At 67.9% G+C, this 23,955-nt stretch carries 18 protein-coding genes and 1 pseudogene; 9 read left to right on the forward strand and 10 right to left on the reverse strand.

From position 1 onward, the window contains the following. Nucleotides 1-4: 4 nt before the first annotated feature. Genes DES47_RS14840 through bchF form a run of 7 tightly spaced genes read right to left on the reverse strand, consistent with a single transcriptional unit; the run spans nucleotide 5 to nucleotide 10,290 of the window. A complete protein-coding gene (locus DES47_RS14840) occupies nucleotides 5-1,474 on the reverse strand; it encodes a BCD family MFS transporter (RefSeq protein ID WP_133701476.1) in 1,470 nt (489 codons plus the stop codon). Continuing rightward, on the reverse strand, nucleotides 1,471-2,172 hold the full coding sequence (gene bchM / locus DES47_RS14845; protein WP_133701477.1) for a magnesium protoporphyrin IX methyltransferase: 702 nt from the start codon (nucleotides 2,170-2,172) through the stop codon (nucleotides 1,471-1,473). Before bchM ends, DES47_RS14840 begins: the two co-directional genes overlap by 4 nt. After that, a complete protein-coding gene (gene bchL / locus DES47_RS14850) occupies nucleotides 2,172-3,077 on the reverse strand; it encodes a ferredoxin:protochlorophyllide reductase (ATP-dependent) iron-sulfur ATP-binding protein (RefSeq protein ID WP_133701478.1) in 906 nt (301 codons plus the stop codon). The genes bchM and bchL overlap by 1 nt, the downstream gene beginning before the upstream one ends. Further along, nucleotides 3,074-6,838, reverse strand: coding sequence for a magnesium chelatase subunit H (locus tag DES47_RS14855; protein WP_243748308.1), 3,765 nt, complete (start codon nucleotides 6,836-6,838; stop codon nucleotides 3,074-3,076). The genes bchL and DES47_RS14855 overlap by 4 nt, the downstream gene beginning before the upstream one ends. 10 nt (nucleotides 6,839-6,848) lie before the next feature. After that, nucleotides 6,849-8,405, reverse strand: a complete 1,557-nt coding sequence (bchB, locus tag DES47_RS14860) for a ferredoxin:protochlorophyllide reductase (ATP-dependent) subunit B (protein ID WP_133701480.1) — start codon at nucleotides 8,403-8,405, stop codon at nucleotides 6,849-6,851. A gap of 15 nt (nucleotides 8,406-8,420) precedes the next feature. Then, nucleotides 8,421-9,704, reverse strand: a complete 1,284-nt coding sequence (locus tag DES47_RS14865) for a ferredoxin:protochlorophyllide reductase (ATP-dependent) subunit N (RefSeq protein ID WP_243748309.1) — start codon at nucleotides 9,702-9,704, stop codon at nucleotides 8,421-8,423. A 58-nt stretch (nucleotides 9,705-9,762) separates the two neighbouring features. Then, a complete protein-coding gene (bchF, locus tag DES47_RS14870; protein ID WP_133701482.1) occupies nucleotides 9,763-10,290 on the reverse strand; it encodes a 2-vinyl bacteriochlorophyllide hydratase in 528 nt (175 codons plus the stop codon). Between the two features lie 409 nt (nucleotides 10,291-10,699). On the opposite strand from bchF, the gene DES47_RS14875 reads away from it, so the two are divergent. From DES47_RS14875 to DES47_RS14910, 8 genes are all read left to right on the forward strand, one after another. Next, complete coding sequence (locus DES47_RS14875) at nucleotides 10,700-11,524, forward strand: cobalamin B12-binding domain-containing protein (RefSeq protein ID WP_133701483.1); 825 nt, start codon at nucleotides 10,700-10,702, stop codon at nucleotides 11,522-11,524. An 86-nt stretch (nucleotides 11,525-11,610) separates the two neighbouring features. Then, on the forward strand, nucleotides 11,611-13,071 hold the full coding sequence (gene ppsR, locus DES47_RS14880; RefSeq protein ID WP_166652005.1) for a transcriptional regulator PpsR: 1,461 nt from the start codon (nucleotides 11,611-11,613) through the stop codon (nucleotides 13,069-13,071). 62 nt (nucleotides 13,072-13,133) lie between these two features. Continuing rightward, nucleotides 13,134-14,012 (forward strand): chlorophyll synthase ChlG, encoded by an 879-nt coding sequence (gene chlG, locus DES47_RS14885; protein WP_133701484.1) that lies wholly within the window; start codon nucleotides 13,134-13,136, stop codon nucleotides 14,010-14,012. Nucleotides 14,013-14,021: 9 nt separating this feature from the next. After that, nucleotides 14,022-15,209 carry a geranylgeranyl diphosphate reductase gene (locus DES47_RS14890; RefSeq protein ID WP_133701485.1) on the forward strand — a complete coding sequence of 396 codons (1,188 nt, stop codon included), beginning with the start codon at nucleotides 14,022-14,024 and terminating at the stop codon, nucleotides 15,207-15,209. Then, nucleotides 15,209-15,529 carry a hypothetical protein gene (locus tag DES47_RS14895; RefSeq protein ID WP_133701486.1) on the forward strand — a complete coding sequence of 107 codons (321 nt, stop codon included), beginning with the start codon at nucleotides 15,209-15,211 and terminating at the stop codon, nucleotides 15,527-15,529. Before DES47_RS14890 ends, DES47_RS14895 begins: the two co-directional genes overlap by 1 nt. Then, nucleotides 15,526-15,831 (forward strand): high-potential iron-sulfur protein, encoded by a 306-nt coding sequence (locus tag DES47_RS14900; RefSeq protein ID WP_133701487.1) that lies wholly within the window; start codon nucleotides 15,526-15,528, stop codon nucleotides 15,829-15,831. The genes DES47_RS14895 and DES47_RS14900 overlap by 4 nt, the downstream gene beginning before the upstream one ends. A 9-nt stretch (nucleotides 15,832-15,840) precedes the next feature. Then, nucleotides 15,841-16,854: a magnesium chelatase ATPase subunit I gene (gene bchI, locus DES47_RS14905; RefSeq protein ID WP_133701488.1), complete on the forward strand. Its 1,014-nt coding sequence runs from the start codon at nucleotides 15,841-15,843 to the stop codon at nucleotides 16,852-16,854. Between the two features lie 3 nt (nucleotides 16,855-16,857). Further along, nucleotides 16,858-18,582 (forward strand): magnesium chelatase subunit D, encoded by a 1,725-nt coding sequence (locus tag DES47_RS14910; protein WP_133701489.1) that lies wholly within the window; start codon nucleotides 16,858-16,860, stop codon nucleotides 18,580-18,582. A 370-nt stretch (nucleotides 18,583-18,952) separates the two neighbouring features. Here DES47_RS14910 and DES47_RS14915 read toward each other — a convergent pair whose 3' ends face one another. Beyond that, a complete protein-coding gene (locus DES47_RS14915; RefSeq protein ID WP_133701490.1) occupies nucleotides 18,953-21,295 on the reverse strand; it encodes a putative bifunctional diguanylate cyclase/phosphodiesterase in 2,343 nt (780 codons plus the stop codon). 466 nt (nucleotides 21,296-21,761) lie between these two features. Continuing rightward, a pseudogene (locus tag DES47_RS14920) lies at nucleotides 21,762-22,022 on the reverse strand (chemotaxis protein CheW); the annotation flags it as partial. A gap of 183 nt (nucleotides 22,023-22,205) precedes the next feature. On the opposite strand from DES47_RS14920, the gene udk reads away from it, so the two are divergent. Next, on the forward strand, nucleotides 22,206-22,961 hold the full coding sequence (gene udk, locus DES47_RS14925; protein ID WP_243748310.1) for a uridine kinase: 756 nt from the start codon (nucleotides 22,206-22,208) through the stop codon (nucleotides 22,959-22,961). Nucleotides 22,962-23,033: 72 nt separating this feature from the next. Here the strand turns inward: udk and bchO are convergent, their stop codons facing one another. Continuing rightward, nucleotides 23,034-23,912, reverse strand: coding sequence for an alpha/beta fold hydrolase BchO (gene bchO, locus DES47_RS14930; protein WP_133701492.1), 879 nt, complete (start codon nucleotides 23,910-23,912; stop codon nucleotides 23,034-23,036). Nucleotides 23,913-23,955 lie beyond the last annotated feature (43 nt).

Genomic DNA, 23,955 nt, shown 5'->3' on the forward strand with positions numbered 1-23,955 from the left:
GCTCCTAGCCAGGAAACTCGGCCAGCCCGAAGCGCTGACCTGACGGACGGGGCGCGCCTGCCGGGCGCACCAGGGGACCGATGGCGATCAGCGTGCCGAACAGCAGCGCGATCTCCAGGTGATAGACGACGCTGTAGGCGACCTGCGGCTCCGACATCGCGGTGCCGAGCCAGCCAGTAGCAGCCAGCGTCTCGAAACCGTCGCGCAGCGCGCCGCCCAGGGCCACCGCCATGCCGCCGGCCGTGGCCTGCATCGCGCCCCAGGCGCCCAGGGCCAGGCCGGCCAGGCCTTCGCGCTCCAGGCTCATGGCCACGAACAGGGTGCTGACGGCGAACAGTCCGCCGCCCAGGCCGATCAGGAAATTGCCGAAGCGGAACAGCAGGCTCGAATCGAGCGGGGCGGCGAAGATCACCGCCGAGAAGGCGCAGACGCCGACCAGCACACCGATGGCGGCCAGGCGATGGGCGTCGAAGCCGCGCTGCAGCAACCGGGCGGCGATGGCGAAGGCCAGCACCGAGCCCAGGGCCATGCCGGCCGTCAGCAAACTTGTGGCGCCCACCGACAGCCCCAGGATCGCGCCGCCATAGGGCTCCAGCACGATGTCCTGCATATTGAAGGCGGCCGTGCCCAGTGCTACGGCGAGCAGGAAGCGGCGCGTCTTCCGCTGCCCGGCAAAGCGCCGCCAGACTTCGCGGAACGATGGCTGCGGTGCCGCGTCGGCCCGGCGGCTGACGCTGCCGCGGGCCTCCTGCTTCCAGAGCGCGATGGTGTTGAACAGCATGGTCAGCATCGCCGCGCCTTGCACCACACCGGCCAGGCGGGTGGCACTGAAGTCTTGCAGCACCAGGCTGAACAGCAGGCTGGACATCGCCATGCCGACCAGCAGCATCACATACATCAGTGCGACGACGCGCGGCCGGGTCTCCGGCGTGGCCTGATCAGTGGCCAGGGCCAGGCCGGCAGTCTGGGTGGTCTGCATGCCGGCACCGACCATCACAAAGGCCAGGCACGCCGCGATATGGCCGATGACGGCGCCGCCCGGCTGGGTGTCGGCGCCCGGGGTCAGCAGTATCAGCGCAAACGGCATGATGGCCAGGCCGCCGAACTGCAAGAGCGAGCCGAACCAGAGATAGGGCACCCGCCGCCAGCCCAGCGCCGACAGATGGATGTCGGAGCGGTAGCCGATCAAGGCGCGAAACGGCGCGGCCAGCAGCGGCAGCGCCACCATCAGTGCCACGAGCCAGGTAGCAACGCCCAGCTCGACGATCATCACCCGGTTCAGGGTGCCGACCAGCAGCGCATAGGCCATGCCGACCGAGACCTGGAACAGGGCCAGCCGCATCAGCCGCGGCAGCGGCAATTCCTTGGTCGCCACATCGGCAAAGGGCAGGAACTGCGTGCCCAGGCGCGTCCACTTCAAGGCCAGCCTGTCGTTCAGCTGCCTGGCGGCGGTGACAGGCTTGACGGCGCTCATGGCTGCACCAGCTCCAGTGCCTGCGAGGTGTAGAAGCCGCTGGAAATGCGCTGCGTGCGCCCCCGCGCCCAGCCCTGCAGATGGCGGTGTTCGGCCAGCTTGCGATGCAGATGGCGCTCGGCCACCGGCACGATGGACGGCGAGCGGTCACCGCGCGGAAACAGCTTGCCCACCGCCTTGAACAGCTCCAGCGCCGGGTTGCTGGGCGCGAAGGTGAACAGCATCGCGCGGCGCGTGCGCTGGGCCAGGCCGGCCAGCACATCGACCGCATCGCCGGCGTCGTAGTGGATCAGCGAGTCCATGCCGACCACATAATCGAACTCGCCGAGTGCCGGTGCCAGCATGTCGCCCGAGCGGAAGTCGATGGCGCCGCCGCTGTCGAATGATGGCTGGCGCTCGCGGGCCAGCTCGACCAGGGTTGGCGACAGATCGATCGCCAGCACCGAGGCGCCGCGCTGGGCCGCCGCCACCGCCAGCGCGCCGGTGCCGCAGCCGGCATCGAGCAGGCGCAGGCCGCGCAGATCGTCGGGCAGCCAGGACAGCAGGGTGCCGCGCATCTGGTCGCGGCCGGCGCGCACGGTGGCGCGGATGCGGCCCACCGGCGCGTCCGAGGTCAGCCGCGCCCAGGCCTGCACGGCGGTGCGGTCGAAATAGGTCTCGATCTCGTCGCGGCGTTGGAGGTAGTGGTCAGCAGCCATCAATCAAACCCCAGCAGATCAAAGATGTCGCGGTCCTTCATCGGCACGCAGTTGTAGGGCTCGCTGCCCAGCCACAGCGCGGCGGCCAGGCGCATGTATTCCTTTTGCACCCGCTCCAGCTCGGGCGAGGGCTCCATCTCGAACAGCGTCGATTTCTTCAGTCGGCTGCGGCGTATCACGTCGAGATCGGGGAAGTGGGCCGCCAGCTTCAGGCCGATGCGGTCGTTGTATTTGTCGATCTGGTCGGTGGCGGCGCTGCGGTTGGCGATCACGCCGCCCAGCCGCACCTTGTAGTTCTTCGCCTTGGCACCGATCGCCTGCACGATGCGGTTCATCGCGAAGATCGAGTCGAAGTCATTGGCGGTGACGATCAGCGCGCGGTCGGCATGTTGCAGCGGCGCGGCAAAGCCGCCGCAGACCACGTCACCGAGCACATCGAAGATCACCACATCGGTGTCTTCCAGCAGATGGTGTTCCTTCAGCAGCTTGACGGTCTGGCCGACCACATAGCCGCCGCAGCCGGTGCCGGCCGGCGGGCCGCCGGCCTCGACGCACATCACGCCGTTATAGCCCTCGAAGACGAAGTCCTCGACGCGCAACTCCTCGGCATGGAAGTTGACCGTTTCCAGCACGTCGATGACGGTGGGCAGCATCTTCTTGGTCAAGGTGAAGGTCGAGTCGTGCTTGGGGTCGCAGCCGATCTGCAGCACCCTTTTGCCGAGCTTGGAGAAGGCGGCCGAGAGGTTGCTTGACGTGGTGCTCTTGCCGATGCCGCCCTTGCCGTAGATGGCAAAGCACTTGGCCGTGCCTATGCTGACGTCGGGATCCATCTGCACCTGCACGCTGCCCACGCCATCGGGCCGGCGCTTGATGTCACTGACGGGAAATGCCAGGGTGGTGTTCATGCTGCCGCCTTTTCAAACACGCCTTCGAGGCGGTCTTCGAGTTCGTCGCCGGCCTGGCGCAGGGCTTCCAGCATGCTGGCATCGGGCTGCCAGTACTGCCGTTCGTACGCTTCGAGCAGGCGGTTGGCGACCCGCGCCGAGGCGGTCGGGTTCAGCCGGGCCAGGCGCTCACGCATCTCGGGGTCGAGGATGAAGGTGGCGCTCAGCTGCTCGTAGACCCAGGGCTGGACCTGGCCGGTGGTGGCCGACCAGCCCATCGTGTTGGTGACATGCACCTCGATCTGGCGCACACCCTCGTAGCCATGCTTGAGCATGGCTTCAAACCACTTCGGGTTGAGCATGCGGGTGCGGGTTTCCAGCGCCACCTGCTCGGACAGCGTGCGCACCGTGCCGCCGCCAAAGCTGTCGCGGGTCTGGTCACCGATATAGACCGGGGCCATCTGCGCATCGTCGCCGTCCTTGCGCACCTTGGCCCGCTTGATCGCCCGGCTGACGCCGCCCAGCGTGTCGAAATAGGTGTCCACCGTGGTGATGCCCAGCTCGACCGAATCAAGGTTCTGGTAGGCCAGCTGCACATCGGCCAGCACGCTTTGCAGCAGCGCCGCCTGCTGCACCGGCCGCCCGGCCCGGCCGTAGGCAAAGCCCTTGCGACGGCTGTAGGTCTCGGCCAGCTCATCACCGTCTTCCCAGCGGCTGTTGTCGATCAGGCTGTTGATGTTCGACCCGTAGGCACCTTCGGCGTTGCCGAACACGCGCAGCGCTGCGGTCTCCAGATCGCCGCCATGCTGGGCCTGGAAGGCCAGCGCATGCTTGCGGATGAAATTCTGCTCCGGCGGCTCGTCGGCCTGCGCGGCGAGGAACGCGGCCTCGGCCAGCAGCTTGATCTGCAGCGGCAGCAGGTCGCGGAAGATGCCCGACAGCGTGATCACCACGTCGATGCGCGGCCGGCCCAGCTCGGCCAGCGCGATCAGCTCGGCGCCGGCCAGCCGGCCATAGCTGTCGAAGCGGGGCCTGGCACCCATCAGGGCCAGCACCTGGGCGATCGGGCCGCCCTCGCTCTTCAGGTTGTCGGTGCCCCACAGGACCATGGCGATGGACTCGGGCAGCGGGTTGCCGACGCCCATGTGCTTGGCCAGCAGGCGCTCGGCCTGGCGCGCACCGTCCTTGACCGCGTAGGCGCTGGGGATGCGGAAGGGGTCGAAGCCGTGCAGATTGCGGCCGGTGGGCAGGATGGCCGGCGTGCGCAGCAGGTCGCCGCCGGGGGCGGGCCGCAGGAAGCGGCCGTCCAGCGCATGCAGGATGCCGTTGATCTCGTGGTCCTCGGCCATCAGCTGGTCCATCTCGCTGAGCTTCTGAAGCAGGGCCAGGTCTTGCAGGTCCGTGTCGCTGGCCGGCATGCCGTTGGCAACCAGGGCCTCGATCACCGCGCGCTCGGGTTTCACGCCATGCGAGGCCTCGGCGCAGGACAGCAGCAGGTCCACCCGCTCGGCCTCGCTGGGCGGCTGGCCGACGACATGAAGGCCGTGGGGAATCAGGGTGTACTCGAGCTCCAGCACCTGCTCGCTGAGCCTGGCGATGCGCGCCTCGGCATCCGCCGCCCATAGCGGCTCGGCCGGTGCCAGGTCCAGCTCGGCGGCCTGGGCCTGGATCATCAGGCTCAGCTCGTCGCGCTCTCCTTTAGCCTCTGGCTCCAGGCTGCGGTAACGCTCCAGGGCGTCCTTCAGATCGACCAGGCCCTTGTAGAGTCCGGCCTCGGCGACCGGTGGCGTCAGGTAGCTGATCAGGGTGGCGGCCGCACGGCGCTTGGCGATCGTGCCCTCGGACGGGTTGTTCGAGGCGTAGAGGTAGAGGTTCGGCAGGTCGCCGATCAGCCGGTCGGGCCAGCAGCTGCCCGACATGCCGGCCTGCTTGCCGGGCATGAACTCCAGCGCGCCGTGGGTGCCGAAGTGCAGCACCGCGTGGGCGGCGAAGTCCTCGCGCAGCCAGCGGTAGAAGGCCGAGAAGGCATGGGTGGGCGCAAAGCCTTTCTCGAACAGCAGGCGCATCGGATCGCCCTCGTAGCCGAAGGCCGGCTGTATGCCGACGAAGACATTGCCGAAGCGCTCGCCCAGCACAAAGATGTGGCTGCCGTCGCTCTGCTGCTTGCCCGGCGACGGGCCCCACTGGGCTTCGATCTCACCCAGGTACTTCTCGCGCCGCAGATGCTCGTTGGCGGGGATGCGGTGATGCACATTGGCCATCGCGCCGAAGCGCGCCGCGTTGCCGGTGATGATGCGCTCGCGCAGCGCATCGACGCTGTCCGGCAACTCGACCTGATAGCCCTCGCGCTGCAGCGCCGCCATCGTGTTGTAGAGCGACTCGAACACCGACAGAAAGGCGGCCGTGCCGGTGGCGCCGGCGTTCGGCGGGAAGTTGAAGACGACCGCGGCGACCCGGCGCTCGGCCCGTTCGGAGCGGCGCAGGTCGACCAGCTTGCCGACCCGCGCGGCCAGCGTATCGGCCCGCTCGATGCAGCTGTGCATGTCGTGCGCGTCGACGACGTTCTCGAAGCGGCAGGCATGGCTGCAGCCGGTGCAGGCGATGTGCGCGGCATTGGCCCGGCCGCCGAAGACCATCGCGCCCGTTGCGCCGTCGAGTTCGGGAATGGCCACCATGATGGTGGACTCCACCGGCAGCAGGCCGCGCGACGAGCCGCCCCATTGATCCAGGGTCTGGAACTCGATCGGGTGTACGGCCAGATAGGGCACGTCCAGCCGGGCCAGGATGTCCTCGGCCGCCTTGGCGTCGTTGTAGGCCGGGCCGCCGACCAGCGAGAAGCCGGTCAGCGAGACCAGCGCGTCGATGCGGGTGCGACCGTCTTCGGTGTGGAAGAAGGCGTCGATGGCGGGGCGCTGGTCCAGGCCGGTGGCAAAGGCCGGGATCACACGAAGGCCGCGCGCCTCCAGCGCGGTGATCACGCCGTTGTAGTGGTCGGCATTGCCGGCCAGGATGTAGGAGCGCATCAGCAGCAGGCCCACCGTGCCGCGGCTGCCGGTGGTCGCCACCTTGGGGAGCGCCTCCAGCGTGCGTGCCATCAGGCCGACGCCGGCCGGGTGGCTCATGCGCGGGTGGTAAAGGCCGATCTCCGGGTACTCGATCGGCTGCTGTGGCCTGGCGGTGAGGCGCAAGGGCTTGCGCGGGCCCTCGGCATAGCGCTCGACCAGCAGCCTCACCATGTTCGCGATATTGTCCTGCGAGCCGGCCAGCCAGTATTGCAGGGTCAGGAAGTAGGCCCGCACGTCCTGGGCCGTGCCGGGGATGAAGCGCAGCAGCTTGGGCAGCATGCGCAGGGTCTTCATCTGTTGCGCTCCCGCTGTTCCTTTATTGCCGTCGTCCTTGCCCGGCGGCTTGCCGCGCAAGCGCTTCAGAAAGGCCATCGCGCCGGTGGCCGGTGCCGACATGTCGAACTTGCCCATGCGGGTGAGCTTGGTCACCTCGGCGGCCGACATGGCGCAGACCATCGCATCGCATTGCCCGCGCCGCGCCTGCAGGTCGGGCAGGATGGGCAGAAAGTGGTCTTCGAGGAAGAGCATCGAGGCGATGATGATGTCGCCCCTCGCGATATCGGCCTTGCAGCGCGCCAGCGCTGCCGGGTTGTCGCCCCACTCGGCGGCGGCGTGGACGGTGAGGCGCAGGCCGGGCATCGCTCTTGAGAGCGTGGCATTCGCGCGTTCGGTGGCGCTGGCCAGGTGGCTGTCCATGGTCACGATGACCACGTTCATTGCATCTTCCCTAGCGGCTAAAGTGCGCTTTGGCGTCATAGAGTGTCTCGATGGTGATCACCGGTACGGCTTTGCTCAGGGCATACGCTTCGGTGTTGCGGCGGGCCTTGCCGCGCACGAAGAAGGGGATCTTGCGAAGCTCCTTCTCGGCATCAGGGGCCCAGGCTGCCGGGATCGCGGCGGCTGGACCTTCTTGCTTGTCGGGTTCTGGCGCGGGCAGCGCGATGGGGACTGGCTTGGCGGCGCCGCCGAGGTGCGAGGGCGCGGCGTCTTCATGGAACTCGAAGTCGCCGCGGAACATGCCGATCAGATGTTCCTCCAGTCCCATCATCAGCGGATGGACCCAGCTGTCGAACAGCACATTGGCACCCTCGAAACCCATCTGCGGCGAGTAGCGGGCCGGGAAGTCCTGCACATGGACCGGCGCCGAGATCACCGCGCAGGGCAGGCCCAGGCGCTTGGCGATGTGGCGCTCCATCTGCGTGCCCAGCACCAACTCCGGGCCTGCGGCCGTGATCGCGGCCTCGACCTCCAGATAGTCATCGCTGATCAGGGCCTCGACGCCGTACTGCGCCGCTGCCTCGCGCACATCGCGGGCGAATTCGCGGCTGTAGCTGCCCAGGCCGACGACCTTGAAGCCCAGCTCGCGGGCGGCCACGCGGGCGGCAGCAATCGCGTGCGTGGCGTCGCCGAACACGAACACGCGCTTGCCGGTCAGGTAGTTGGAATCGACCGACTTCGCATACCAGGCCGAGCGGGCCTGCGCTTCGGTCGCCGCCGCATCCGGGTCCAGCCCCGCCAGCTGTGCGACCTCTCGAACAAAGGCCCGCGTGGCGGCCACGCCTATCGGTATCGTCTTCGTCGCCGGCTGACCCAGATTGCGCGTCAGCCAGCTGGCGGCCTGGTGCGCAGTCTCGGGGTAGAGCACAACATTGAAGTCGGCATCGGCCAGCCGTGCCAGGTCTTGCGGCGAGGCGCCCAGCGGCGCGACCACATTGACGGCCAGGCCGATCTGTTCGAGCAGCTGGCGGATCTCGCGCACATCGTCGCGGTGGCGGAAGCCCAGCGACGTGGGGCCCAGGATGTTGCAGCGTGGCTGACCGCCTTTTTCGCGCGGCTGCGTCGGCTTCACAGCCAGCGTGCGCACCAGCTGATAGAAGGTCTCGGCCGCCCCCCAGTTCTCCTTGCGCTGGTAGGCCGGCAGCTCCAGCGGTATGACCGGGATGGGCAGGGCCAGTGCCTGGGCCAGGCCGCCGGGATCGTCCTGTATCAGCTCGGCCGTGCAGGAGGCGCCGACCAGCATCGCCTGCGGTCTGAAGCGCTCGAAGGCCTCGCGGGTGGCGTTCTTGAACAGGTCGGCGGTGTCGCCGCCCAGGTCGCGGGCCTGGAAGGTGGTGTAGGTCACCGGCGGGCGCTTGGCCTGGCGCTCAATCATCGTGAACAGCAGGTCGGCATAGGTGTCGCCCTGGGGGGCATGCAGCACGTAGTGGACCTCGCGCATCGCGGTGGCAATGCGCATCGCGCCGACGTGCGGCGGGCCTTCGTAAGTCCAGAGGGTGAGTTGCATGGCGCTGTTTCCTGCTCAGGCGGCCAGCAACTGGCGACGGGTCAAGGGGCGGGTGAACAGCCCGGCCAGATCGCCGGCCTGCTCGAAGCCCTGGATGGGCGTGAACACCAGCTCGATAGACCACTTGGTCGTGAAGCCTTCGGCTTCAAGCGGGTTGGCCAGGCCCAGGCCGCAGACCACCACATCGGGTCGCGCGGCGCGGCAACGGTCCAGCTGCTTCTCCACATCCTGGCCTTCGGACAGCAGGGTGCCGGCCGGCAGCCAGGCCAGCTCCTCGGCCAGGTGCTGGCGGTGAAGATAGGGTGTGCCGACCTCGGTCAACGTCATGCCCAGTTCACGCGACAGAAAGCGCGCCAGCGGCAGCTCCAGCTGCGAGTCGGGGAAGAAGAAGATGCTCTTGCCCTGCAGCTGCTCGCGATGGGCGGCCAACGCCAGCTCTGCGCGCTGGCGGGCCGGGGTGATGGCCTGATCGACCGTTGCTGCGCTCAAGCCCACGGCCGCGCCTGCCGCCTGCATCCAGGCCGTCGTGCCCTCGGCGCCCAGCGGGAAGGGGCTGGCCACCCGCCGTGCACCCCGCGCTTCCAGCGCCTTGGCGGTGTCACCGAGAAAGGGCTGGGCCAGCAGAAAGCGCGTCTGCGGGCCGATGGCGGGCAGGGCGGTCGAGCTGCGCGAGGGGAAGAAGGCGAACTGCTTCAGGCCCATCGCATTGAACAGCCTGCTGAACTGGTCCTCGACCACATCGGCCAGCGCGCCGACGATCAGCAGCTCGGGTGCCTGCTGCTGCATTGACACGGGCAGCACCGGCACCAGCGCCGCCAAGCAGGCGTCCTCGCCCTGGGTGAAGGTGGTTTCGATGCCGCTGCCCGAGTAGTTCAGCACCCGCACCTGGGGCATGAACTGCTGGCTCAGCCGGCTCGCGGCGCGGGAGAGGTCGAGCTTGATCACCTCCGACGGGCAGGAGCCGACCAGGAACAGCAGGCGGATATCGGGCCGGCGCTCCAGCAGACGCTTGACCACGCGGTCGAGTTCGTCTTGTGCGTCGGCCAGACCGGCCAGGTCGCGCTCATCGAGTATGGCCGTGGCGAAACGCGGCTCGGCAAAAATCATCACCCCGGCCGCCGACTGGATCAGGTGCGCACAGGTGCGCGAACCGACGACCAGGAAGAAGGCGTCCTGCATCTTGCGGTGCAGCCAGATGATGCCGGTGAGGCCGCAGAACACCTCGCGCTGGCCGCGCTCCTTGAGCACCGGCGCATCGCTGCAGCCGCTGCCGGCGTGGATGGGGATCACCGCGCTCACTGGACTACCCTCCGCGCTGCGCGCTTCGGTATGAGCGCTTGGGAGCGGCCCGGCGCGCTCATGCTGAAGCTCCCGCAGCGAGGCTGGCGGCATGGTCCAGCCTGGCTGCGCGCAACTTGAGCAGGAACTGGGTCGCGTTGATCGCGTAGCTGGCATAGGCGGCGAGCGCCAGCAGCATCTGCTCGCGCGGCGTCAGCCAGCCGAGGAACCAGGCCAGCACGTAGGCCGTGTGCAGGGCAAGCACCAGCATGCTGAACACGTCTTCCCAGAAGAAGGCGGGGGCGAACAGCCAGCGGTCGAAGACCACCTTCTCCCAGATGCAGCCGGTCACCATGATGGTGTAGAGCGTCAGCGTCTTGATCAGCACCGAGATCGCGGCGATCTGCTCGCCCGCACCGGTCAGCAGAAAGCGCAGCACCAGGGCCAGGCTGACCAGGAATACCAGGAACTGCAACGGGGCCAGCAGGCCCTGCACCAGGGTCCAGGCGCTGGCATCACGGCGCCGGCGCTCCTCTGGGGTGTAGAGCGGTGCGCGTCGGGCCGGGTGGGCTTTCTGCGAGGAAAGGGAAGCTGCTGCGGTCACCATGGACCTGAATCTAGGACGGTGCCAGCGTTGTGTCAATCTAGATTGACGTAAATTTACTTGGACATTCCAGCGATCGCGGGTTTTCGATAGGTCAGACGGCTTGACGGGCCTCAAGCCGAAGCCGACATTTAGGCGTGGCGGTCATGTCAATGCGAGTTGACTGCCCATGTCAGTACATAAAGAACAAACGAATTTCTTGAAGATGCATGCGAATGATGAACGGCGGTGATTGCTAGGGCCGCAAGGCGCTGATGGCTGGAGCCGATGATCTCCGGCACGCAGATGGAAAGCTGCTGCGATTCCACCCACGAGGAGACACGTGGTGGCTGGATGGACGACGAACCGGCTGGCAAACGACCAGCACAAGCGCCTGATTGGACAGGGCGATTCCTATCAAGCGGATGATGGGATGGCCAGACCGCCACCCGGTGTACCGCACCTGGTCTCGGTCAACGAAGCGGCAGACTTGCAACTGTCGCGCATCGTCGAGCTGGAGATCATTCCGCGCCTGATGCTGATGCACAGCGCGGCACCCGGGCAGATGCGGGCGCCGGTACAGGCGTTTCTGATCACTCCGCTGCATGTCGAGACCCTGGGCAAGCTGGCCGTTGAGGGCGATGCCGACAGTTGCTCGCGCTTTGTGCGTGCGCTGCTGGACGCCGGCGCTGCGCTGGACCAGGTGTTCCTCGAACTGCTGGCCCCCTGTGCGCAGGGCCTGGGGGCGAAGTGGGACGATGATGTCTACGACTTCTCCCAGGTCACCATGGGTTTGTGGCGGCTGCAGCAGGTGTTGTTCGAGCAGGGCAGCCGCTTCAAGCTGTGCAGCGGCGGCAAAGGCCCACGCCATCGTGCGCTGCTGGCGGCGGTGCCGGGCACACAGCACACCTTTGGCGTGGCGATGGTGGCGGAGTTCTTTGCCCGCGCCGGCTGGGATGTGTTGTGCGAGCCCAAGCCGAGCTGGCAGGACATGCGCGCCGCGCTTTCGTCCGAATGGTTTGACATGTTGGGGCTGTCAATCAGCACGCCACAGTCCATCCCGCAAGTGGCCTCTGCTATCCTCAGCCTGCGTCAAGCCTCGGTCAATCCGAGGATTTTCGTGATGGTGGGCGGGCCCTTGGCGGCGCTGCTGCCGGATTTGTCGGCGCTCTGCGGCGCGGATGCGATGGCCATTGAGGCGAATGCAGCAATAGAAGCTGCAAATCTCTGGATCGGCGCGCCGTGTAAGCAAGCTTGACGTCAAGAATGAACACGATGCTTGACGCTCATTCTTCAACGTGTTGAGCGGCAGCTCCTGCTGCCGTTTGCGATTCAGGGCGCTCGATGCAGAACCTCGGTACATCGACCGATCAGCTTTTTGAAACCCCACAGCTGTACTTTGCTGATCTGGATGCCCAGGTCATGGCCTCGGTCGTGGCGGCTGCGGCCGATCTGGCACTGGTGCTGGACAGTCAGGGCGTGATTCGCGACCTCTCGCTGAGCAGCGGGCAGGCCCATGAGCTGGGCGATCTGCGCAGCTGGGTCGGCCGTCGCTGGATCGATACGGTGACGGTCGAGTCCCGTCCCAAGATCAGCTCCATGCTGGCCGGCGCCGCGGCCGAAGGTGGGACGCCGGCAGGTCGCGTCGAACGCCAGGTCAACCATCCGCTGGCCGGGGGTCAGGAATTGCCGGTGAGCTACAGCCTCGTGCCCATGGGCCACCAGGGGCGTTTGCTGGCGCTGGGCCGCAATCTGAGCGCGGTGGCGGCGGTGCAGCAGCGTCTGGTCGATGCACAGCAATCGATGGAGCGCGACTACCTGCGCCTGCGCCACACCGAGGCGCGGTACCGGCTGCTGTTCGAGGCGGTGGATGAATCGCTGCTGGTCGTGGACGCGGTCTCGCTGACCGTGTTCGAGTACAACGCGGCGGCGGCGCGCCTGCTGGGTGAGCCCAGCAAACGCATCCTGGGCCGCTCGGTGATCGAGTTTCTGACCGTCGAGAGCCAGGCCGGTGCCTATGCCATGTTCTCGCAGGCCCGCAGCGCCGGCCGCGCCGATGAGTTGTCGGTGCAGCTGATCAACGGCGGCACCGAGCTCAAGCTGGCGGCCTCGCTGTTCAAGCAGGACAGCACCTCGCTGCTGCTGCTGCGCCTGTTGCAGCAGGGCCCGGCGACGAGCCAGGGCGCGACGGCGGCGGCCGAGGCGCCATCGCTGCTCAGCGTCGTCAGCGCCATGCCCGACGCCTTTGTGCTGACCGATATGCAGGGCCGCATCCTCAGCGCCAACCCGGCCTTCGTCGAGATGCTGCAGCTGCCGGGCAACGAGTCGGTGGTCGGCCAGTCGCTGGACCGCTGGCTGGGCCGCTCGTCGGTGGACCTGAACGTGCTGATCAGCAATTTGCGCCAGCATGGCGTGCTGCGGCTGTTCCCCACCACGCTGCGCAGCGGCTACGGTGAGCCGGGCGCGATCGAGATCTCGGCCGTGTCGGTGCCGGACGGTCCGCGCCCCTGCCTGGGTTTCTCGATCCGCGACGTGACGCGCCGCCTGCCCGCCGACAACCGCGCCAGCCGCCAGCTGCCACGCTCGGCCGACCAACTGACTGGCCTGGTCGGGCGCCTGCCGCTGAAGGACATCGTCGGCGAGACCACCGACCTGATCGAGCGCCTGTGCATCGAGGCAGCGCTGGAGCTGACCCGCGACAACCGCGCCTCGGCCGCCGAGATGCTGGGCCTGTCCCGGCAAAGCCTGTACGTGAAGCTGCGCCGCTACGGCATCCAGGACATGGGCGCCGAGCCCAACGACTGAGACGATCAGGATTGGGTGTAAATCTGTCTTGACATATTGAATCGTCAGGCCAGAATGAAGGCATGCAGCGCCCTGCCTTCTCCGCCGTCGCCGAACTGCTCAAACCGATCACCTGGTTTCCGCCGATGTGGGCCTTTGGCTGCGGTGTGGTGGCCTCGGGCCTGCCGGCCGAGGGGCGCTGGCCACTGATCATTGCCGGCGTGCTGTTGGCCGGGCCCTTCGTCTGCGCGACCAGCCAGGCGGTCAATGACTGGTTTGACCGCCATGTCGATGCCATCAACGAGCCGCAGCGGCCAATACCGTCGGGCCGCATGCCGGGCCAGTGGGGCCTCTACATCGCGGTGATCTGGACCCTGCTGTCGCTGCTGCTGGCCTGGCAGCTGGGCCGGGCGGGCTTTCTGGCTGCCGTGTTCGGCCTGTTGCTTGCCTGGGCCTACAGCGCGCCGCCGCTGCGCCTGAAGCGCAACGGCTGGTGGGGCAATGCCGCCTGCGGCCTGTGCTACGAAGGTCTGGCCTGGATCACCGGTGCCGCCGTGATGGCCATGGGCCAATGGCCCGATGGCCGCTCGGTGGCCCTGGCCCTGGCTTACAGCCTCGGTGCCCACGGCATCATGACGCTGAACGACTTCAAGTCCATCGAAGGCGACCGCCAGATGGGCATCGACTCGCTGCCGGTGATGCTGGGCGTCTCCGGTGCCGCCTGGGTGGCCTGCATCGTGATGGTCGCCCCGCAGGTGGTGGTGGCCCTGCTGCTGTGGCACTGGGGCCAGGGCTGGCATGGCCTGGGCGTGGCCGGCCTGCTGCTGGTGCAGCTGCTGCTGATGAAGCGCTTTCTGGCCCTGCCGCGGGAGCGCGCCACCTGGTACAGCGCCAATGGCGTGACCCTGTATGTGCTGGGCATGCTGCTCAGCGCCTTTGCGCTGCGCGCCGCCACAACATGAGGCAGGACCATGGATCAGACCGAGTCTTTTGATGTGGTGGTGGTCGGTGGCGGCCCGGCGGGCGCCACCGCGGCCGATGACCTGGCGAGCCAGGGACACAGGGTCTTGCTGCTGGACCGCGCCGGCCGCATCAAGCCCTGCGGCGGTGCGATCCCGCCGCGGCTGATCCAGGACTTCGCCATCCCCGACGAGCTGCTGGTCGCGCGTGCCACCTCGGCGCGCATGATCTCGCCGCAGGCCGTCAAGGTGGACATCCCGATCGAGGGCGGCTTTGTCGGCATGGTTGACCGCGAGCGCTTCGACGAATGGCTGCGCGATCGGGCGGCCCAGCATGGCGCGCAGCGCCTCAGCGCCAGTTTCGAGCGGCTGAGCCTCGATGCCGAAGGCGGCCGCATCGTGCATTGCCTGGGCGACGATGGGGTCAGGTTTGAACTGAGAACACGCGCGGTGATCGGCGCCGATGGTGCTCGCTCGAAGGTGGCTCAGCAGGCGGTGCCAGGTGCCGACAAGGGCCGCTTCGTGTTCGCCTATCATGAGGTGATCTGGGTGCCCGAGCAGCCGCCGGCCGAGTTTCAGGCCAGCCGCTGCGAGGTCCATTACTGCGGTGCGCTGTCGCCCGATTTCTATGGCTGGGTGTTCCCGCACGGGACCAGCGTCAGCGTGGGCACCGGCAGCGCCGACAAGGGCTTCTCGCTGCGCCAGGGCGTCAAGCAGCTGCGTGCGATGGCCGGCCTGACGCAGGCCCGCACGCTGCGCCGCGAGGGTGCGCCGATACCGATGAAGCCGCTGCCACGCTGGGACAACGGCCGTGACGTCGTGCTGGCCGGCGATGCCGCCGGCGTGGTTGCCCCGGCCTCCGGCGAGGGCATCTACTACGCCATGCTCGGCGGCCGGCTGGCCGCCGAGGCGGTGCAGGAGATGCTGCAGACCGGCGATGCGCGCTGCCTGGCGCGGGCGCGACGGCGCTTCATGCGCGAGCATGGCCGCGTGTTCTGGGTGCTGGGCATGATGCAGCGCTTCTGGTACAGCAGCGACAAGCGCCGCGAGCGCTTCGTCAGCATCTGCCGCGACCGCGATGTGCAGCAGCTGACCTTCGATGCCTATATGAACAAGCGCCTGGTACGCGCCAAGCCTATGGCCCATATGCGCATCTTCTTCAAGGACATGGCCCACCTGCTCGGCCTGGCGAGAGTCTGATGACCGAGTCTGAACTGCTGCTGCATCTGGTCGATCTGGTGCTGGCCGTCAGCCTGCTGGAACTGGCCTGGTTGATGCTGCGCCGCTCGGCCCCCCACCTGGCCCGGCGGCCGCTGCTCGTCAACCTGCTGGCCGGCCTGGCGTTGATGCTGGGGCTGCGCCTCGGCCTGTCCGGCGCCGCGCTGCCCTGGGTCGCGCTGTGTCTGGCTGCGGCCGGCGTGGCCCATCTGCTCGATCTGCGGGCGCGCTGGTGCGCTGCTGGCGCGAATTCCCTGTCTCTTCCCTCCAGCCCCATGACGGGGCACGAAAGGTCATCATGAGTACACGTCGCGAGTTCATCCGCTTGATTCCGGTGGCCGGAACAGGCCTGCTGGCCAGTGGCACGGCCTGGTCGCAGGCCATGGTCGATGAGAAGGACGCACAGGCCGCGTCGCTGGGCTATGCGGCCGATGCGGCCAAGGCGGACAAGGCCAAATACCCCAAATACGCGGCGGGCCAGGCCTGCAGCGCTTGCCAGCTGTACCAGGGCAAGGCCGGTGCAGCCGCGGGGCCCTGCGCGCTGTTCCCGGGCAAGCAGGTGACAGCCAAGGGCTGGTGCAGCGCCTTCGTCAAGAAGCCCTGAACGCCGCACATGGGCGCACCGTTTCCGTTCTCCGCCATCGTCGGCCAGGACGAGATGAAGCTGGCAATACTGATCGCCGCCGTCGAGCCGGCCATTGGCGGCGTGCTGGTGCTGGGTGATCGGGGCACCGGCAAGTCCACTGCCGTGCGCGCGCTGGCGGCGCTGCTGCCGCCGATGCGCGCGGTGCAGGGCTGCCGCTACCACTGCGACCCGGCCGGCGCCTGTGAGGACTGCCAGCGCTTGCACAGCGGTCGCCGCGTCAAGACCGAGACCCGGCCGGTGCCGGTGGTCGATCTGCCGCTGGGCGCCAGCGAGGACCGGGTGGTCGGTGCGCTCGATCTGGAGCGCGCGCTGTCCCAGGGCATCAAGGTCTTCGAGCCCGGGCTGCTGGCCCGTGCGCACCGCGGCTTTCTGTACATCGACGAGGTCAATCTGCTGGAAGACCATCTGGTCGACCTGCTGATTGACGTGGCCGCCTCGGGCGAGAACGTGGTCGAGCGCGAGGGTCTGAGCGTGCGTCATCCGGCCCGCTTCGTGCTGGTGGGCAGCGGCAATCCGGAAGAGGGCGAGCTGCGGCCGCAGCTGCTGGACCGCTTCGGCCTGTCGGTCGAGGTGCGGACGCCGACCGAGATCGCGCAGCGCGTCGAGGTGGTGCGCCGACGCGATGCCTTCGAGCGCGACCCCGAAGCCTTTGCCGCGCAATGGGCCAAGCCGGACGCCAAGGTGCGGCGCCAGATCCTGCAGGCCCGCGAGCGCCTGACCACGGTGGCGGTGGGCGATGCCGCCCTGTACCGCGCGTCCGAACTGTGCATGGCCGTCGGCAGCGATGGCCTGCGTGGCGAACTGACCCTGATGCGCGCCGCCCGGGCGCTGGCCGCGCTGCAAGGCGCCGAGGCGGTGGACGACGCACACCTGCGCCAGATCGCCGCGCCCGCGCTGCGCCACCGCCTGCGCCGCAATCCGCTCGACGACACCGGCTCCAGCGAACGCATCGCACGCGCAGTGGCCGAACTCTGGGCTTGAGGCGTGGACGCTGCCAATCCGGCCCTGCAGGCCGCCTGGCTGCTCGCCATCGACCCGCAGGGATTGGGCGGCCTGTGCCTGAGGGGCCCGCCAGGCCCGGCGCGCGATGCGGTGCTGGCGCAACTGCGCGCCGCCCTGCCGGAAGGCGCCCCCTGGCGGCGCCTGCCGGCGCAGATCGATGACGAACGTCTGCTCGGCGGACTTGACCTCGGGCTGAGCCTCGCGGCAGGCCGGCCGGTGGCGCATGCCGGCCTGCTGGCCGAGGTGGCCGGCGGCGTGCTGATGCTGCCCATGGCCGAGCGACTCGGTACCGAATTGGCCGGCCGGCTGGCACTGGCGCTGGACCGAGAGAGCAGCGGGTTTTGCTGCATCGCGCTGGACGAGGGGCAGGGCGAGCAGGAGCGGCCACCGGCCAGCTTGACGGAGCGGCTGGCGCTGATCGTCAGCTGCTCGCATGCAGTGGAACAAACCGATCCGGCGCCGCCCTTCGATCTGGCCGCCGCGCGCCGGCGCCTGGCGCAGATACCCTACGACGAAGACTGTGTGCAGGCCTTCTGCGCCACCGCCGCCGCGCTGGGCCTGCACTCGCTGCGTGCGCCCTGGCAGGCCTGGCGAGCCGCCTGCGCCGCCGCGGCGCTGGGCGGGCGCGTGCGGGTCGCCCAGGAAGATGCGGAACTGGCCGCCCGCCTGGTGCTGGCGCCCCGTGCGCGGGCGCTGCCCGAAACCGAGGAGCCGGCCGAGGCCGAACAAGCTTCACCCCCCGAATCGGCACAGGCGCCGAAGGCCGAGGCGTCAACGTCGGATGCGGGCGAGTCCGAACAACGCAGCCCCGATCTGCAGGAGCAGGTGATTGAAGCGGCGAAGGCGGCCATTCCGCCGGGCCTGCTGGCCTGGCTGAGCGATGGGCAAACGGCGGCCCAGCGTGCGACGGGCGGCGGCACGGGCCGCAGCGGCGCCGCCTCGCGGCCCGCGCGCAGCGGCCGGCCGCTGAGCTCGCGGCGCGGCAGCCTGCGGGCCGGCGCGCGGCTGGATCTGCTGGCCACGCTGCGCGCGGCCATTCCCTGGCAGCGTCTGCGTCTGCAAGAGCGCGAGCGGGCCGGCCTGGGCCCGTCACCGGCAAAGCTGCTGCTGCGCCGCGACGACTTCCACATCAAGCGCTATCGGCGCCCGCGCGAAAGCACCACCATCTTCGCCGTCGATGCCTCGGGCTCCCAGGCCCTGACCCGGCTGGCCGAGGCCAAGGGCGCGGTCGAACTGCTGCTGGCCGATTGCTATGTGCGGCGCGACCGGGTGGCGCTGATCGCCTTTCGGGGCGAATCGGCGCAGACCCTGCTGGCGCCGACCCGCTCGCTGGTGCGCGCGCGGCGCTCGCTGTCGGCGCTGCCAGGCGGCGGCGGCACGCCGCTGGCGGCCGGCATCGACGCGGCATGCGCACTGGGCCAAAGCGTGCAGGCCCGCGACGGGGCGCAGGCCCTGCTGGTGTTCCTGACAGATGCCCGCGCCAATATCGCCAGCGACGGCAGCCCCGGCCGCGCGCTGGCGATGCAGGATGCGCTGGCCGCCGCCGCTCGCCTGCGGGCGCAGGGCCTGCGCAGCGTGCTGATCGACACCTCGCCGCGCCCGCAGCCCCAGGCCATGGCCTTGGCCCAGGCGATGGCGGCACGCTATGTGCCGCTGCCGCAGGGTCAGGCGGCCGATGTGCATGCGGCGGTGGCGGGGCGGCGGTGAGGGAGGCAGGATGGCGGCTCAGCAGCGATTCGGTCGGTCAGCGCCGCTCATCGTGTGCCCGATGATGGGCTCGTTCCGTCATAGGGGCGCAAGTTGGCACAGAGTGTGAGTGACCGGTCTACGGGCTGGAGCAGCCGCTCTCGCGACTGAAGCGGTCAGCGACCTTGGCCTCAACGGATACCGGCTGACCTGACATGTGGCCGCGCGGCATTTCTCTGTAGACTGATCGAGTGACCATATTTTCAGCGCAAACCGGCGATTTACGAGGAACTCATTGGACGAGCTCAGCCTTGGTCAAGCTGGCCCAGAAACTGGGCGCTGAATGACGAGGTTTGCGTTGATACGCAGGGGCCCCCCGACGACGCAACGTTCAGCTGCGTTCCAGCCGCCCACCGTTGCGCAACCAGGGAATCAGCGCCTGTTCGGGCATCGGGCGAGCACCAAACCAACCTTGTGCCATGTCGCAGCCCAGCTGTCGCAGCAAGTCCCATTCCTCTTCCGTCTCGGCGCCTTCGCCGACGGTGGACAGCCCGAGGTTGCGACCCAGATCGATGGCGGCCTTGAGCAGGGTCAGGGTGGTTCTGGCGCTCGCGGCGCCCCGGACAAAGCAGCGGTCGATCTTCAGCTCCGAGACAGGCAGCATGTGCAGATAGGCCAGGGATGACTGCCCCGTGCCGAAGTCGTCGACCGACCATTCAAAACCCTGCGCGTTGATCTCCCGCATGCGGTCGATCACGGTGGCCGGGTCTTTCATCACGGCGCCTTCGGTCAATTCCAGGCGGATGTCCTGCGCGCGTGCGCCCGTCGCCTGCAGGAGACTGGCCAGGAGGCCCGGGAAAGCGGCGGAGCCGACATCATGCACGGACACATTCACGGCGATCTGCGACACCAGCCCGGTGCTGCGAAGCTGGGCGGACAGCCGCATCGACCGGCGCAAGACCCACTCGGTGATGCCACGGATGTTGCCGGTGTTCTCGGCGAAAGGAATGAAGGCTGCCGGCGGCACCAGGCCGCGGCTGGGGTGGTTCCAGCGGATCAAGGATTCGAAGCTGGCGACTGCGTTGTCGGACAGCCGGAATTTGGGTTGCACCAGCAGCGTAAACTCGTCGTCCTGGGCCGCACGCTTGAGCTCGGAGATCAGCGAGAGCTGCAGAGGATCCGCTCGGACGAGGCCGGCCTCGTAGATCGTCCATCCGGCATCGTTGCGCTGGCCCTCGTGCAGTGCGATCTCGGCATGGCTCATGAGCCGGTGCATCGAAGTGCCATGCGCGGGGCAGTGGGACAGGCCCCAGGCCGCGCTGATGTCCACCCACTGCCCAGCCACATCCAGCGGTGTAGCGAACATCTCCGCAGCAAGAGCCTCGATCAGACTGACATCGTCGCCTTGGCCTCCGGCCAGCACGAGGACGAATCGATCCGCGTAAACGCGGCCAGCCAGTGCGTGGTCGAAACGGATGCAGGCCTGGCTGAGGCGGTCGGCGACGGCCTGCAGCACGGCGTCACCAACTTCCTGCCCGAGCGCCTCGTTGATTGCGTTGAATCGGCGCACATTCAGCATGGCGACTCTCGGCGATAGCCCCCGTGCAATCCAGCCGTCGCCCGCGGCGATCAGGCGCTCGCGATTGCCCAGCCCGGTCAGACGGTCGCGTTGCGCGGCCTCGATCGCGCGTGCGCTGGCATCGGTCTGGAATTGCGCAGCGACCCGACGTACGGCCACAATGTCTCGCTTCTTCTCCTGCTCCAGCCCTCGATAACGCTCCAGCAGCCGGTATGCCTGCTCCCATTGACCCTGTGCGCTCGCCAGATCGGCGGCACGACACCAGAAACGCGGCGCCAGAGTCCGCTCGCTCCTGGGCATGGCTTGCACGAGAGCCATGGCTTCAGCCGCCATGGCCGCGGCCTCGGCACTGCGGCCTTCGGCTTGGTGGTACAAAGCGTGCGCCATCGCGAGCAGGCACCGGATGTCATGGCTGAGTTGATCTGAGGGCCTGGCCTCAAGAAAGTCCAGATACGCGCGGGCTTCTTCAAGCTGCCCCAGCTGGGCAAAGATCTCCGCGCCCAGCACGTGGAAATGCACCAGGGTCTGCCCGTCCAGTTCCGCGGCCTTTTCAGGAAAGGACCAGATGCGCAGCAGCGGGATCGCCTTGTCGACATCACCGGCCGAGGCATAGATTTCGGCGAGGAGGGCCACCGCACTGAAGCGAACCCAACCGCCCAACTCATTGCTGGCGACGGCTTGCTCCAGGTGGTGGCGGGCTTGAAATTCATCGCCCGCCAGGAAGAACGCAATGCCGAGGTTGCTGCGCGCTGCCGACAGCATACCGCTGTGGTCGATCTCTTGCGCCAGCTGGAGCATCCGACAGGCCTGTTGCATATAGCCCACCAGATTGCCTGCAGCTTGGTAAAGCAGAAGCGACGGGCCGATCGCCGCGTGCTGCTCCAGCCGGTCTTGCATGCTATTGATGTCGGCGCTGAGCTGCTCGTAGGCGGTGAGGGCTGAAGCCACGTCGCCTCCGAAGTTCTCTGCCCCCAGGGCCATGCTCTTCGCGATCAGGCTGCCGGGGACATCGCCCAATGCCGACATACGCTCCGCCAGCGCTTTGTAAGGCTGGGCAGCGCCCGGGGTTAGCGAACCCAGTCGCTGTTGCACGAGCAGCATCCGCAGAGTCAGGCGCTCATTGCCCGCCGCATCGGTAAGGTGCTGCTGTATCAAGGCTGCAGCCGTGCTTGTCGACCCATAGCGTGCCAGCCACACCTCTCTGAACGCCAACCCGTGTGCGTCTGGCGAGGCCGATAGGGACGATGGGGACACGAAAACCCTCGGAAGCCAAATGGAGTATGTGCATTCTATGGGGCGCCCAGGTGCGGCGATGTGGGGAAACGGGGTCGAGTTGGCAGGCAGTTCCACTAGCCCGTGCACATCACCTGCAGTAGCACGGCGGCCTCGTGCCGAAGTGCATCCAGGCGTGACCGCAGTGCGGCGTGTCGTGCGCGCCGATGGGGGCTCTTGCTCGACCCCTGCTGGATCGCCGCTCACGTGGTCGCGCTCAACGCGAGCGAGATCAAGCTGCTGGCCGAGCAATTCTTCGCGGCCATAGTCGCTGACCTCGACGAACGAAGGATTGCATAGGTGATGCGTCTCTTCAGATCGGGGGTCGAGACAAGCGTCACGCCCTCCGCGAGGATGTATTCATGGCTGGTTTGATGCTGTCCGTGTCCAGCGCCAGTACGCCAGATACGGAGTCGACCACCACACCGATTGCTCGCTTTTCAACGTTCAACACGATTACCACCTTGAAATCGGTATACGCGGCACTCTCGCAGGCAGGCGTCAGACGCTGGTCGACGATGGGCACGATCACGCCGCGCAGATTGACGACGCCCTTGATGAAGTGCGGCGCATTCGCAGTGCGGGTAGGGGATTCATAGCACCTGCATTCAACGGGGGTAGGGGCGCCAGCGGCGATCCGGCGCGGGGCGGCCAGTGATGGGACGGCCACTCGCCACGGCGCTTGGCCGCGGTCGGCGCTGCAGCGCATGTTGCGCGTCGACGATATCCGGCACACCAATCCAGATTTTGGCTTTTCGCGCGTGAACGTCCGCTGTCGCGGACTCCCATTTGCTTGACGACGTTGGCGAAGGTCAAGGTCCAGCCTGAAGCGGACCCCGAGGCCGCTCAGCATCTGCTCGCCAGCTTGTACATTTCCAGGCATCGCCCAAGCACGCACCACTTCCTCATGCCAAAAAACCCTCAAAAGCCTTTCGTCATCGGTGTCGCAGGGGGCAGCGGCAGCGGCAAATCGACGGTGACGCGCCAGGTGTTGGCCGCCATCGGGCCGGAGAAGGTGGCGGTGGTGATGCAGGATGACTACTACCGGGATCAGTCCCACATGCCGCCGGAGGACCGGCGCAAGCAGAACTACGACCATCCCGATGCCTTTGACTGGCCGCTGATGACGCAGCATCTGGCCGCGCTGCGCAAGGGCGAGGCGATAGCGATGCCGGTGTATGACTTCTCGGCCGACAACCGCTCCAGCGAAACCATTACCGTGAAGCCCGCACCGGTGATCGTGGTCGAGGGCCTGTTCGCCTTGTACGACACCAAGCTGCGCAACATGATGTCGCTGAAGATTTATGTGGACACGGCCTCGGACGTGCGGTTCATCCGGCGGCTGCAGCGCGATATTTCGGAGCGTGGCCGCAGCACCGAGTCGGTGGTGCACCAGTACCTGGAAACCGTGCGCCCGATGCACAAGCAGTTCATTGAGCCGACAAAGCGCAACGCCGACGTGATCCTGCCGCACGGTGCCAACGGTCCGGCGGTGGACATCATCACCACCAAGGTGATGAGCTTGTTCCAGGATGACGAGCGTGGCTGAGCCCCAGTCCCCCGTCGCTTCGGCGTCCTAGAGCGCGCCTTCTTCGGCGAGGCAATTCCTGCGCCGCGCCGGTCAAGACTTCGCAGTGCAGGGCGGGTTCGTCGCCCGGTCCCGTGCCTCATCCCGCAGCGCCAGCAGCAGCTCATTGATACTCTCCGGCGCCTCCTCATGCGCCAGATGCCCCAAGCCTTCCAGCGGGTGAAAGCGGGCACAGGGCAGCCGGCGCGCGAGTTCCAGCGCCTGCGCCGGCGCGACCGTGCGGTCCGCCAGACCGGCAGCCAGCCACAGGGGGGTGCGCAGCGCGGGCAGGCGGGCCTGCAGTTCGTCCAACCGCCAGCTGGCCAGCATGTCCAGCACGCCGCGCACATGCGCGGGCTGCGTCAGCAGGGCGCGGTAGTGCTGCAGGCCGGCCTCGTCCAGGCGTGAGCCGGTGGAGGCGATCAGGTTCTTCAGGGCCCGGGGCTGAGCCGCGTGGCGCGTCACCCAGGCCGGCAGCCAGGCGCTGCGGGCGGCGAGCCTGGCGACGGCCGGCGCCACCACGCGCATCAAGCCGGGCAGCGGCTGCAGCGCGCCGTTGACGGCCAGCAGCCCACGCGTCTGCGGCAGGTGGCCGTCCAGCGCCAGCTGCAACATCACCGCCGCGCCGGCGGAATGCCCGGCCACCAGCTCGGGCTGCCAACCGAGCGCGGCGAGCAAGTCGGCCAGCGCGCCGGCCATGCGGGGCAGGCTGGCACGGCGGTCGTCGAAGGCCTCGGTGCCGCCATGGCCGGGCAGGTCCGGTATCAGCAGGCTGAAGTGGGGCGTCAAGCCCGGCAGGCAGGCGTCCCAGGACTGCAGCGATGAGCCGGTGCCGTGCAGCAGCAGCACCTTGGGCCCCTGGCCGGCACGCCGCAGCCGCCAGCGCAGGCCGCCTGCCCGCAGCTCGACGAGGCCCGGCGTGTCATCTTTCATTGCAAACCCTGTTGTCAACTAAACTAGACATGCATATTATCAA

The sequence above is a fragment of the Roseateles toxinivorans genome (assembly GCF_004362525.1).
In the GTDB taxonomy this organism is placed as follows: domain Bacteria; phylum Pseudomonadota; class Gammaproteobacteria; order Burkholderiales; family Burkholderiaceae_C; genus Paucibacter; species Paucibacter toxinivorans.